The organism is Flavobacterium sp. LAR06 (assembly GCF_041946075.1).
GTDB lineage: Bacteria > Bacteroidota > Bacteroidia > Flavobacteriales > Flavobacteriaceae > Flavobacterium.
In genome coordinates this window covers 189,425-202,327 of the sequence record NZ_JAUTYT010000003.1, presented here as the reverse complement: position 1 = coordinate 202,327, position 12,903 = coordinate 189,425, and the positions used below count along the sequence as shown (strand labels likewise).

The 12,903-nt window shown below is 31.4% G+C and carries 10 protein-coding genes; 9 read left to right on the top strand and 1 reads right to left on the bottom strand.

Going from position 1 to position 12,903, the window contains the following annotated elements; genetic code table 11:
- Positions 1-139: 139 nt before the first annotated feature.
- The 6 genes from fabG to Q7C23_RS05950 all read left to right on the top strand — a co-directional run bounded on the left by fabG (position 140) and on the right by Q7C23_RS05950 (position 6,970).
- Entirely contained in the window at positions 140-886 is a 747-nt protein-coding gene (gene fabG, locus Q7C23_RS05975; RefSeq protein WP_375031648.1) for a 3-oxoacyl-[acyl-carrier-protein] reductase, read from the top strand.
- 120 nt (positions 887-1,006) lie between these two features.
- Positions 1,007-3,034, top strand: coding sequence for a hypothetical protein (locus Q7C23_RS05970; RefSeq protein ID WP_375031647.1), 2,028 nt, complete (start codon positions 1,007-1,009; stop codon positions 3,032-3,034).
- Between the two features lie 41 nt (positions 3,035-3,075).
- Positions 3,076-3,861, top strand: coding sequence for a hypothetical protein (locus Q7C23_RS05965; protein ID WP_375031646.1), 786 nt, complete (start codon positions 3,076-3,078; stop codon positions 3,859-3,861).
- 6 nt (positions 3,862-3,867) lie between these two features.
- Positions 3,868-4,767: a LysR family transcriptional regulator gene (locus Q7C23_RS05960; protein ID WP_375031645.1), complete on the top strand. Its 900-nt coding sequence runs from the start codon at positions 3,868-3,870 to the stop codon at positions 4,765-4,767.
- A 74-nt stretch (positions 4,768-4,841) separates the two neighbouring features.
- The gene (locus Q7C23_RS05955; RefSeq protein ID WP_375031644.1) at positions 4,842-5,819 is read left to right on the top strand and encodes a YeiH family protein; all 978 of its coding nucleotides are present in this window, start codon (positions 4,842-4,844) and stop codon (positions 5,817-5,819) included.
- Between the two features lie 152 nt (positions 5,820-5,971).
- The gene (locus tag Q7C23_RS05950) at positions 5,972-6,970 is read left to right on the top strand and encodes a zinc dependent phospholipase C family protein (RefSeq protein ID WP_375031643.1); all 999 of its coding nucleotides are present in this window, start codon (positions 5,972-5,974) and stop codon (positions 6,968-6,970) included.
- Positions 6,971-7,161: 191 nt separating this feature from the next.
- On the opposite strand, the gene Q7C23_RS05945 is transcribed toward Q7C23_RS05950, so the two are convergent.
- A complete protein-coding gene (locus tag Q7C23_RS05945) occupies positions 7,162-9,252 on the bottom strand; it encodes a sulfatase-like hydrolase/transferase (protein ID WP_375031642.1) in 2,091 nt (696 codons plus the stop codon).
- 211 nt (positions 9,253-9,463) lie between these two features.
- Between Q7C23_RS05945 and Q7C23_RS05940 the strand changes: the two genes are divergently transcribed.
- From Q7C23_RS05940 to hisG, 3 genes are all read left to right on the top strand, one after another.
- Complete coding sequence (locus tag Q7C23_RS05940) at positions 9,464-10,129, top strand: response regulator transcription factor (protein ID WP_375031641.1); 666 nt, start codon at positions 9,464-9,466, stop codon at positions 10,127-10,129.
- Positions 10,130-11,509, top strand: coding sequence for a sensor histidine kinase (locus tag Q7C23_RS05935; protein WP_375031640.1), 1,380 nt, complete (start codon positions 10,130-10,132; stop codon positions 11,507-11,509).
- Positions 11,510-11,838: 329 nt separating this feature from the next.
- Positions 11,839-12,696: an ATP phosphoribosyltransferase gene (hisG, locus tag Q7C23_RS05930; protein ID WP_065450122.1), complete on the top strand. Its 858-nt coding sequence runs from the start codon at positions 11,839-11,841 to the stop codon at positions 12,694-12,696.
- Positions 12,697-12,903: the final 207 nt, after the last annotated feature.

Below are 12,903 nucleotides of genomic sequence, written 5' to 3'. Positions count from 1 at the left end.
TGCAAAATTTTTAATGTGTAAAATGTATTGTTGATAGGTTATTACGATTGTTATTTTTTTAAAAAGGGAATTATCATATATTTGGCAAGTCATTCATAGCAGGAATAGCTACAAATAAATATTAAAATTAATTTTGAATATGAAATTACTAGAAGGAAAAGTTGCCATTATTACGGGCGCTAGTCGTGGAATTGGAAAAGGAATTGCTGAAGTTTTTGCTAAGCATGGAGCAAATGTTGCTTTTACATACAGTTCATCTGTAGCTTCGGCAGAGGCGTTAGAAGCTGAATTGAATGCTTTAGGAGTTAAAGCAAAAGGATACCAATCGAATGCGGCCGATTTTAATGAAGCGCAAACTTTTGTTGATGCTGTTTTGGCTGATTTCGGAACAGTTGACATCTTAATTAACAACGCGGGAATTACAAAAGATAATTTATTGATGCGTATGTCAGAAGCTGATTTTGATCAGGTTATTGATGTAAACTTAAAGTCAGTATTTAATATGACTAAAGCAATTCAAAAGACTTTCTTAAAACAACGTGCAGGTTCTATTATTAATATTAGTTCAGTAGTTGGAGTTTCCGGAAATGCTGGTCAAACGAATTATGCTGCCTCTAAAGCTGGCGCAATTGGTTTTACAAAATCAGTTGCTTTAGAGTTAGGTTCTCGTAATATTCGTTGTAACGCAATTGCTCCGGGATTTATTGAAACAGAGATGACGGCAAAATTACCTGAAGATGTAGTAAAAGGATGGAGAGATGGTATTCCATTGAAACGAGGAGGAACTACTGAAGATGTTGCAAATGCATGTCTTTTCTTAGCTTCAGATATGAGTGCTTATATTACAGGACAAGTACTTAATGTTTGTGGAGGAATGTTAACCTAAGAAAGTTTTCAGTGTTCAGTTTTTTTAGTATTCAGTTTTCTGATTTTAAAATTCTGATCACTAAAATTCGACGATTTAAAAAACTGATCACTACAAACTGATTACTGAACACTAATATATATGACTACAAATACGATTCTATTATTATTGCTTTCATTAGTAATAGCGGGTGGTTTGTCGTATTTTCAATATTATTTTAAAGCCAAAAACAAATCCAATGTGATTGTGTTTTTGGCTTTTTTACGTTTTCTGGCCATTTTCGGATTGTTGGTTTTATTAATAAACCCGATTGTTTCTGAAAATTCGCTTGAAATCACTAAAACACCACTCGCAATTGCAGTTGATAATTCGAGTTCAATAACAGCTTTAAAATCAGACAAAAAAGTTGTCGAACTGTATCAAAAATTAATTTCAAATCCAGCGCTTCAGGAAAAATTTGAAATTCAATCTTATCAGTTTGATGCTGATTTTAAACCTTTTTCTACATTTGATTTCAAAGGAAAACAAACCAATCTTGATGAAGTAGCCAAGAATTTAAAAAGCATCAACAAAAACCTGGTTTTCCCAACGGTTATAATTACAGACGGAAATCAGACTACAGGAAACGATTATGTATATCGATTTGATCCTGTTAATAAAGTTTATCCTTTGGTTGTGGGAGATACAACTACTTTTTTTGATTTAAAAATTAATCAGCTTAACGTAAACAAATACGCTTTTCATAAAAATAAATTTCCTGTTGAAGTTTTTCTGCAATATGCCGGAGATAAAGCTACAACTACAGATTTTACAATTTCACAAGGAAATTCGGTTGTTGCAAAAGAGAAAGTTTCTTTTTCTCCTTCTAAAAAAACAGCTACAATAAATGTACTTCTTCCTGCTGATAAAGTAGGATTGCAAATTTTTAAAGCAAGCATTTCATCCAGCGTAAAAGAGAAAAACAGCTACAATAATATCAAGAATTTTGCCGTTGAAGTAATTGATCAGAAATCAACTATTGCCATCGTTTCGGCGATAAATCATCCTGATATTGCGTCGTTAAAACGTTCAATTGAAGTTAATGCACAACGTAAAGTGATATTGGTTAAGCCAAATGAAATGAATTTATTGCAAGAAGTTTCTGTTTTAGTTTTATATCAGCCAACGGCAGCTTTCAAAGCAATTTTTGATAATAATAAAGCAGCCGGAAGAAACACTTTTATTATTACCGGTAACAACACTGATTTTAATTTTCTGAACCAACAACAAAATAATTTGGTTTTTAAAATGAGCGGGCAAAAAGAAGATTATTTATCTGAATTTCAATCTCAGTTCAATTTGTTTGCTATTGAAGATTTTGGTTTTGAAAATTTCCCACCGCTACAAAATTTATTCGGAACAATTTCGACAAATGGAAATGTCTCTGTTTTGCTTTCTTCAAAAATTAGAAACGTTGCTACAAATGCTCCTTTATTGGCTTTCGCCGAAAATCAAGGAAAAAGAACAGCTTTTTTATTAGGAGAAAACAGTTGGAAATGGCGTTTACAAAGTCATATCGACAATCAGTCCTTTGAAAAATATGATGTTTTTATAGATAAGATTATCCAATATTTGGCTTCTTCAACTTCCAAAAAGTCGTTGGTTGTCGCTCATGAAAGTTTTTACAATTCAGGTGAAGCAATTGCAATCAACGCGCAATACTTCAACAAAAATTATGAGTTTGATGAAAAGGCGAGACTTACTATTACCGTTACAAACGCCGAAACGAAACAAAATAAAAATTACGATTTATTAAAAGGAAATAATTCGTTCTCTGTGAATCTGGACGGTTTAACAGCCGGAAAATATAATTTTTCTGTAAAAGAACTAAACTCAAATACATCTTACTCAAGTCATTTTGAAATTCTGGATTTTGATATCGAAAAACAATTTGTAAATCCTGATGTTTTAAAATTAAAGCAATTGGCATTACAAACCAACGGAAAAGCTTTTTTTGAAAATCAGGCTAATGATTTAATTAATGCACTTTTAGAAAACAAAGAATACAAGTCGATCGAGAAAAATATTTCGACAAAAACACCGTTAATTGATTGGGTTTGGTTATTAATTTTAATTATTGCTTTATTGACGACTGAGTGGTTTATTAGGAAATACAACGGGTTGTTGTAGTAGTTGCTAAAAATTGTTTAAATTAAGTAAGATGTAAATTTATGTTCGATCCATTTAAAAATAATAGTAACGATGATGTTGTTTTTAATAAGTTTAAAATGCAACTTGAAAGCAAAGGCTTAATTATTGATTCTATTGATGAAGATGGGTTTATTAATGTAAACGTGGAAGAATCTTATTTAAAAATAAGTTTAGATAATGTTAGACGTAATTATGAAAGAGATTATGATGATAGTCATATTACAGATTTAATTAATGTAATTGTTTCCCATTCATCAAAAAAAGAAGATTGGGAGGAAATAAAAAATAAGGTATACATTCAGTTTTTTCCTAATGACTTTGATTTTGAAAATCTGATATATGAAAAGGTAACAAATGAATTTAGTAAAGTGTTTATGGTAAGTACTAATAATAGCTTTTCATTTGTCTCTGATGATGATTTGATAGACTGGAACTTAGATTTAGATGATTTTAAAAAACAAGTTGATTTAAACCTAGACATTTTTTTAGATAAAGTTCAGATAGAGGTTGAAGATATCGATAGTCATACACTTGGAATGATTAATATTGAAGATGTTTGGCTTAAAAGCGCCTGTCTCTTTACATTAAAAATTAAGGATTTAGTTAAGGATAATATTGGTTTTCCTTTTTATGCAGTTATACCTGTAAGAGACTTTTGTTACATTTTTGGAGAGCAAGATTTAGAGTATTTTTCTGAACGTCTCGGTTCTGTTGTACTTGAAGAATATGAAAAATCGGGATATCCAATTACAACTGAAATTTTAAGATTTTCGGAAAATGGGGTTGAATCAATTGGAAAATATTAAATAAAAATGGATTTCAGGCTAAAAGTATTCTACACCGTTGCACTCCGCCTTAATTTTACTAAAGCGGCAAGTGAATTGTATATCTCGCAGCCAGCAGTTTCAAAACACATCCAGGAACTTGAAGAAACTTATAAAACCAAGCTTTTTGAACGAAATGGCTCAAAAATCGCTTTAACTCCGGCAGGAGAAATTCTTTTAAGACACACCAAAAGCATTTTTGAAATTTACAGAGAAATCGATTTTGAAATGAGTTCATTTATCAACGAACGTCAAGGTTTGCTGCGATTAGGGTCAAGTACTACCATTTCGCAATATATTATTTCTCCTGTTTTGGCACGATTTCATCAAAAGCAGCAAGATATCAAGGTTAATCTGCTAAATGGAAATACAGAACAAATCGAAAATGCTTTAATCAATAAAGAAATCGAAATTGGAATTGTTGAAGGACAGTCTAAAAATCAGTCAATAAAATATATCCCATTTTTAAAAGACGAATTAGTTTTAGTCTGTAGAAGCGGAAATCCGTTGGTACAGGAAAGTGAAATTGCTGTAGATGATTTAAAATCAATGCGCTTTATAACCAGAGAACGTGGTTCAGGAACACTTGAAGTTATAGAATATGCTTTAAAACAAATTGGCGTAAAAATGACGACTGATTTACAGGTCGAAATGCAATTAGGAAGTACTGAAAGTATAAAATCATATTTACTAAACTCAGATTGTTTTGCTTTCATGTCAATCCACGCGGTTGGTAATGAACTTAAAAACAATGAACTGGTTGTTTTAGATGTGGAGAATTTGTCTATTGAAAGATACTTTTACATCATTACTTTAGTCGGAAAATCTGATTCTTTATCAGAACTTTTTATTCAAAATTTATCAGCTTATTATAATTTAAAGTTATAGTCAATTGTGTTTTACGATTGGTGTTTTCAATTTATATAGCAGACCTTTGTACAATAATTATCAAGTAGCTTATTTTGAAAACGACACAGCATTCCAAAACTCATTTATTCACAGTTAATCTTTACTTCCAGCAGGCAGTTTTTGGCTTGGTAATAGGCTTGTGTTTGTTCTCCGTTATTTCTCCGCCAATTGCTTTGCTTTTAGGGGTTTTGGTTGTAAATGTTTTCGGAAATCCATTTGTTTCATTCAATCAAGTTGCTATTACTTTTTTACTGCAATTCTCAGTTGTAGGTTTAGGTTTTGGAATGAATGCTTCATCGGCTATTTCAGCCGGAAAAGAGGGGTTTTTATTAACTATTTTTTCTATTTTTAGCACTTTGATTTTCGGAATCCTTTTAGGGAAATGGCTTAAAACAGATAAAAAAGCATCGCATTTAATATCCTGCGGAACAGCAATTTGTGGTGGAAGTGCCATCGCAGCAATTTCTCCGATAATTAAATCAAATGAAAATCAGACTTCAATTGCTTTGGGGGTTATTTTTATTCTGAATTCCATCGCATTATTTGTTTTTCCGTTTATCGGGCATCAACTTGATTTGTCTCAGAAAGATTTTGGTTTGTGGTGTGCTATTGCTATTCACGACACCAGTTCTGTGGTTGGTGCAGCAAATAAATACGGTGCAGAAGCATTACAGGTTGCAACAACAGTAAAATTAGCCAGGGCTTTGTGGATTATTCCCATTTCCCTTGGAACAGCAGTACTTTTTAAAAATCAATCCGGAAGTGTCGGAACAAAAATCAAGATTCCGTATTTTATTGGTTTATTTATTTTGGCGATGCTTTTTAATACATACGTGCCAGCAACGGCTACTATTGCTCCGCATATTGTGAGTATTGCTAAAATCGGTTTAACAATAACTTTGTTTTTAATTGGAGCAACGCTAAATATAAATACTTTAAAATCAGTAGGAGTAAAGCCTTTATTGCAAGGAATCTTTCTTTGGGTATTTATTACAGCTTTAAGTCTGATGGCAATCTTATATTTTAGTTGATGTAAATAAAATTAGATATAATTGCAAAAATGATTTTATTGCAATTATATCTTTAAAAGCCTAAAAAAAATTAAATTATTACATTCTTAGTTGGTTTCCTTTTGAATTTCCTTTAAATGAGATAAATTTGCCCCCTCAAACAAATTTAAAAAATGAAAAACATTAAAATGAAACCAGGACTAATTGCTTTTCTTGCGTTAGGAATTGGATTTTTGACCTTATCATGGGGAATCGTTGGTCACGAGCGTATTAATAAAGCAGCAGTAATGGCTTTGCCTCGCCCAGTACAAATATTTTTTTACAATCATATTGACTTTATTACGCAGGAAGCTTCTGTTCCGGACATTCGTAAATATGCACTGAATTATAAAGACGAAAACCCAAGACATTATTTTGATATGGAAAACTTTGGTTCTGCCGACAGTTTGCCAAAAACGATGGAAGAAGCAAAGAAAAAATACAATGCTAAATTCTTAAACGATAACGGAATTTTACCTTGGTATATTGAAGATATGATGGTTAAATTAACCAAAGCTTTTAAAGATAAAAACAGAGCGGAAATTTTATTTCTTGCTGCTGATTTAGGACATTATATTGGTGATGCTCATATGCCGCTGCATACTTCTGCAAATCATGACGGACAATTGAGTGATCAAAAAGGAATTCATTCACTTTGGGAAAGCAGATTACCAGAATTGTTTGCTAAAAATTATAAATTAAACGTTCCACAGGCGCAATATTATGGAGATGTTCATAAAGCAGTTTGGGATATGGTTAATGATACACATAGTTTAGCTCAACCATTATTAGATATTGATAAAAAACTAAGAACTGCAACTCCTGAAAATCAGGTTTTCAAGATGGATGCTGATGGAAAAGTTTTGAAAAGCAAATACAATACTGCTGTTTTCTCAGAAGATTATGCTAAAAAACTCCACAAAGAGTTGAATGGAATGGTTGAAAGCCAAATGAGAAAAGCCATTACTGCGACAGCTAGTTTTTGGTACACTGCGTGGGTAAATGCAGGAAAGCCAGACTTAAGCGATTTAGATTCATCTGCAGTTACACAACGAAATAATCAAGCTTTAAAAGATGATCTTGAATTGTATCAAAAGGGAGACCTTTTTGGAATGCAGAATCAAAATGATTAAAAATTTTGTTTCAAGTTTTTTAGTTTCAGGTTTCAGGTTGAAATGAGAAACAATAACTCAAAAGAAAGCCTCAAATTCAATAAGAATTTGAGGCTTTCTTTTTGTCAATCATAGCGAACTTTGCTTAAAACCTTTGCGAGCTTCGCGGTTAAACCTGAAACATGAAACAAAAAAAACTGAAACAAATAATTCTACTTCTGGTATTTCTTCTTCTTCAAAATATCTGAAGCTGTCTGATAAAAAGAGATCGTTTCATTTACCAAATCAGTTCTTTCTGTTTTTAATGGAATTTCATCATAATGACTTTGATATTCCAAAGCAACTCCTGGCTTTGGATTCAATTTTAATTCAAATTGTTTAACTGTTTGTTTTGGTGATAAAATCGTCAAAATATTATCTCTTATTAAACCTAAATCCTGATAAGTTGCAATAAAAGCTCTTGGTTTATAATCTGGTTTTAAGACATCCTGCCCGAAAAACTTACTTTGATAATCAAAATGTAGCAGTCCAAGAAGTGTTGGCATCAAATCAATTTGTGACATTAACTGATTGTGTTTTGAAGCTTTCCCGTTTGGATCATAGATAAAGGCCGGGATTCTGTATTTGTCTAACGGAAGCTGTGTTTTACCTGCACTAGAAGCACAGTGGTCAGCAACAATTACAAATACCGTGTTTTTGAACCATGATTGTTTACTAGCCATTTCAAAGAATTTCCTCAAGGCGTAATCGGTGTATTTTACACCACCATCTCGTGATTTTATGTCACCGGGAATGTCAATTTTATTATTTGGGTACGTAAATGGTCTGTGGTTGCTCACCGTCATAATATGATTAAAAAAAGGTTTGTTTTCCTTGGCTTCAGCATTCATTAATTTTATAGCCTTTCTATACATGTCTTCATCACAAACTCCCCAAACATTTGAAAATGTGATTTCATCAGGAGAAAAGCTTGATTTGTCTACAATCTGATAACCGTTTCCAGAATAAAAATCCTGCATATTATCAAAAAATGCATCTCCACCGTACATGAATTTCACATTGTATCCCCTTTGTTTAAAGAGTGCTCCAGTTGAGAATTTGTTTTTGTTATCTTCTCTTTTTACCACACTCTCTCCGGCAGTGGGAGGCAGGCATAAAGTCACAGCTTCTAGACCACGAACAGTTCTGTTTCCAGCAGCGTATAAATTGGTGAACTGAAGGCTTTTTCGGGCTAAACTGTCTAAGAAAGGCGTGATATTTTGTTCATTCCCATAAGATCTCATAAATTCGGCACTCAAACTTTCTATCGTAATTAAAACAACATTTTTATGGTTTTCAAGTGAATCACTAGATGTTGGTCTTTTTGTGTTTTCTTTTGAAATGTTAGGAAACTGATGTTTTAAAAGAGCAAATGCTTCTTCGTTTGGAAGCGTTTTATAGAATTTAAAATAGTCTAATTTGTTATTTTGAAAAGCTAAATAGAATTTATATATACCGTTAGCTTGCAATTCATTAACAAAAACATTTTTAGAATTTTCAGCTTTAGCCAACGTAGGAATGGCAATTAAAGAAACAGTGAATAAGCTAAGATAAATTAATGTAATTTTTACTTTTTCACTTATAGTTGGAATAGTATCAATGTAATTTCTGGAATTTTTTAGAATAAAATAAGTTACAATTCCAGTTACTAGAAATAAAGCTGAAAATATTGATATTACAGGATATGACTGCATGATGTTTCCAATAACTTCATTAGTGTAAATCAAATAGTTTACGGCAATAAAATTATACTTCACTCCAAATTCATTCCAAAAGAAGTATTCACTTAGACCATTTTGCAAAATTAGAAGGACATATAAAAAGATAACAAAAGCAAATAACCAAAATCTGATTTTATCTCTCCATTTTGGAAGAAAAAGAAAAAGAGCAAAAAGAGCCGTCTTAATTCCGATGAAAATTAAAACAATGCCTGGCAAAGCGCCTCCATATTCGTCAAAAATACTTTTGCCAGATGCTACGTATAAAAATAAGGCAACAAAAAGCCCCAGAATAATAAAACCGGACGGCTTATTGTATTTTGAATTTGAAATAAAAATTAAATACAGCCACAAAAAAACACTAGCCGGAACAAACACGAAAAAATCTGAAATAAGTCCTAAACTAAAAATTTTCAGACTCTGAAAAATGGTGAAAGAGCTTTGTGTAATGGGATGAAAAAAGAGAACAATTCGCAATAGAAAACTTATAATAAAATAGAATACCGCAAGATTGTATAAAGGAGAAAGTTTCTTGTAAAAAGTCATGAAATTATTTTTTCGCAAAATTAATTCCAGTTCATTAATTCGGGATTAAGTTCGGCTTTTACCTTCGTTAGAGTTAACTTAATATTCGCTTAAGATAATTAAGTTTTTGTGGTATTGAAATGATTTTTAATCATTTCCAAAATTTTAAATTTTTACCTTTGATTGATTACATATTAAAGAGGAAGAATATAATTTAAATAAAAAAGAACAAATGCATATTTTAATAGTAGAAGATGAGATAGGAATTGTTCAGTTTTTACAACAAGGGCTACAGGAAGAAGGATATGAAGTTACTACTGCCAGTGATGGATCAAAAGGTTTTGAATTGGTTCATAATCAACAATTTGATTTAATTTTATTAGATTGGATGTTGCCTAAAATCAATGGGTTAGATTTGTGTAAAGCTATTAGGGTTAAAGATCAGAAGACACCAATTATTTTTCTGACTGCAAAAGATACGGTCCAGGAAACTATTGAAGGTTTGAAAGCCGGGGCCAATGATTACATCAAAAAGCCATTTAGTTTTGAAGAATTGGTAGAGCGAATCAAAGTTCATTTTAGAAACAGAAAAGGAACCGAAACGCTAACTTTAGGAACCATTAAAATCGATTTGTCAAGGCATATTGTCTTGAAAAATGAGGAAGAAGTGGCTTTGACACAAAGGGAATTCGAATTATTAACTTATTTAATTCAACATAAAGGAAAGGTTTGTACCCGAAATCAAATACTAAAAGACGTTTGGGAAATCAATTTTGAATATGATACCGGAGTTATTGATGTATTTATGAACGCTATTAGAAAAAAACTCAATTTAAAAATTGAAGAAGATTATATAAAAACAATCCGTGGTATAGGTTATATCGCAAACGACTTATAGATGGTACAAATTTCCTTTAAAAACAGAATTGCCTTAAACTATATAATCACAACTGGTTTGTTGATTTTAGTGGTTTTTTCGTTGATTTATTCTATTGTAAAACACACGGCTTATAGTCATATTGATGAAAATTTAAAAATTGAAATTAAGAACCATTTAGCAGAAATTAAGGTTGTCGGTGATAAAGTTGTTTTAATTGATGAGGAAGAATGGACTGAGCGGGAACATAATACTGTAGATGTAAATCCGGTTTTTGTGGAGTTTTTGGACTTGAGTAAAAATATTATTGAAAAAGCACCTAATCTAAAAACACAAACACTTGAATTTAATGACTCTGTAGAAGATTATGAATTGTTTGACACTAAGATGGGTGATCATACAATAAGACAGATTCAGGTTCCGCTTCATGTAAAAAAGAAACAAATTGGGTATATTATTGTAGCAATGTCTCTTGCAGATTCTACTATGGTTTTAAGCAACTTGTTTGATATAATGTGCCTCTCTTTTTTGGCAATCTTATTGGTACTGTTTTTTATTGCCCGATTCTTTGCCGGAAGAAGTATAAAACCAATAAATGCAATCATAAATACTTCAAAAATTATTACAAAGGACAATCTGAAAATACGAATTCCTTTGCCCAAAACACAAGATGAACTGTATATACTTGCAACCACCATTAATAATTTATTAAACCGAATTGAAGATGCTATTGAACGTGAAAAACAGTTCACTTCTGATGCCTCACATGAGTTAAGAACGCCTTTAACAGTAATTAAAGGAACACTTGAAGTTTTAATCCGTAAACCTCGTGATAATAGCGAGTATGAAGAAAAGATAAATTATTGTATAAATGAAGTTGATCATTTAAATATGCTAGTAGATCAGCTTCTATTGATGGCACGTTTCGAGAATCAAAAGCAAAATATAAATACCGAATCTGTTTATTTGAACTCCATAATTTTGGATGTTCTGACATTAAATTCAGGAAAAATAAGTACTAAGAATCTTGATGTAAAATTTGATGCTGAACAGGATTTTTACATTCAATCTGATAATTTTTTAGTGATAACCATTATGAGGAATATTATTTCGAATGCAATTAAGTACAGCAAAAATAGTGGCGAAGTTTTGATTTTACTTTCAAAAGAAAAAGGAAAAACAATCTGTAAAATATCAGATAAAGGAATCGGAATTGCAAAAGGAGATTTAGAAGCAATTTTAAATCCATTTTTTAGATCTAATTCTACCGATCACCCTGAAATTAAAGGGACTGGATTAGGTTTATCCATTGTAAAAAGAACAACGGAATTACTGGATATTCAATTTAAAATTGAAAGTGAAATAGAAGTAGGGACCACCGTAATTTTGGGTTTTAATTAAAAAATGAAAACGTTATAGTGAATTAAAAAAACGTAATAAAATCGGTGTCTGAAATATTTTTTAACAATAAACTATCGTTAAGTTAAATTAAAAATTGCTTTTTTATGAAATTAACTAGTATATTTGCAACCGAATCAAAGAATTATAAAACAAACCAAATAATGATCTCAAATCAATTACATCATCATCATTTTCATTATTGCTCTCAGGCGATGTGTTAATGGTATGCATGTAAATCATCATATTTTAAAACCCGTTTGAGTACATCAAGCGGGTTTTTTAATTCCAATTCTTTGTACTCAAACTATTAATCAGCAAACAACTAAAAAATGAGTACTTTAAAAATTGCAATTCAAAAATCAGGTCGTTTAAACGAAGACAGCATTCAAATCTTAAAAGATTGCGGTATTTCAATCAATAACGGAAACGATCAGTTAAAAGCCGAAGCTTCCAATTTTCCTTTAGAAGTTTTATATCTTAGAAATTCAGATATTCCTCAATATTTAATTGATGGAGTAGTAGATTTAGCCATTGTTGGTGATAATTTATTAGTAGAAAAAGGGAAACATATTGAGGTGATTCAAAAACTTGGATTCTCAAAATGTAAGGTTTCAGTAGCTGTTCCTAAAACTTTTGAATACAATTCTATTCAGGATTTAGCAGGTTTACGAATTGCAACATCTTATCCAAATACTGTTAATGAATATTTCAATTCTTTCGGATTAACAGTTGACATTCACCAAATTTCAGGTTCTGTAGAAATTGCGCCAAACATTGGCTTGGCCGATGCGATTGTAGATATCGTTTCTAGCGGAAGCACTTTATTCAAAAATAATTTGAGAGAAGTTGAAGTGATCTTGAAAAGCGAGGCTGTTTTAGCCGTTTCTCCAAAAGTCTCTCCAGAAATTCAGAAACACATTGATACTTTAAAATTCAGAATCCAATCGGTTTTAAGAGCAAGAAATTCAAAATATATTTTGATGAATGTGCCAAACGATAAAATTGATGAAATTGGAAAAATTTTGCCAGTTTTAAGAAGTTTAACTGTATTGCCTTTAGCGCAAGAAGGTTGGAGCAGTGTTCACTCCGTAATCGATAAAGACACTTTTTGGGATGTAATTGATAAATTAAAAGAAGCCGGAGCCGAAGGAATTTTAGTTTGCCCAATTGAGAAAATGGTACTTTAAATAAAGAAATTCCAATTTTTTTTAAATTCCAAATTCCAAAACTAGACAACAGCTTTGTGAACTTTGTGTTTTTAAAGATAAAGATTAGAAAAAATCTTTGCGCCCTTTGTGGTAAAAAAATACAGAGAACAGCTTTACGAACTTAGCGTTCTTAGAGACAAAAAATAATAAAAAAAACCTTGCGCCCTTTTCAGTTAAATTATACAG

Coding starts and splice junctions, on each gene's coding strand:
- hisG (WP_065450122.1), top strand. CDS start 11,839: ATGAGTACTTTAAAAATTGCAATTCAAAAATCAGGTCGTTTAAACGAA.
- Q7C23_RS05940 (WP_375031641.1), top strand. CDS start 9,464: ATGCATATTTTAATAGTAGAAGATGAGATAGGAATTGTTCAGTTTTTA.
- Q7C23_RS05935 (WP_375031640.1), top strand. CDS start 10,130: ATGGTACAAATTTCCTTTAAAAACAGAATTGCCTTAAACTATATAATC.
- Q7C23_RS05970 (WP_375031647.1), top strand. CDS start 1,007: ATGACTACAAATACGATTCTATTATTATTGCTTTCATTAGTAATAGCG.
- Q7C23_RS05965 (WP_375031646.1), top strand. CDS start 3,076: ATGTTCGATCCATTTAAAAATAATAGTAACGATGATGTTGTTTTTAAT.
- Q7C23_RS05945 (WP_375031642.1), bottom strand. CDS start 9,252: ATGACTTTTTACAAGAAACTTTCTCCTTTATACAATCTTGCGGTATTC.
- fabG (WP_375031648.1), top strand. CDS start 140: ATGAAATTACTAGAAGGAAAAGTTGCCATTATTACGGGCGCTAGTCGT.
- Q7C23_RS05960 (WP_375031645.1), top strand. CDS start 3,868: ATGGATTTCAGGCTAAAAGTATTCTACACCGTTGCACTCCGCCTTAAT.
- Q7C23_RS05950 (WP_375031643.1), top strand. CDS start 5,972: ATGAAAAACATTAAAATGAAACCAGGACTAATTGCTTTTCTTGCGTTA.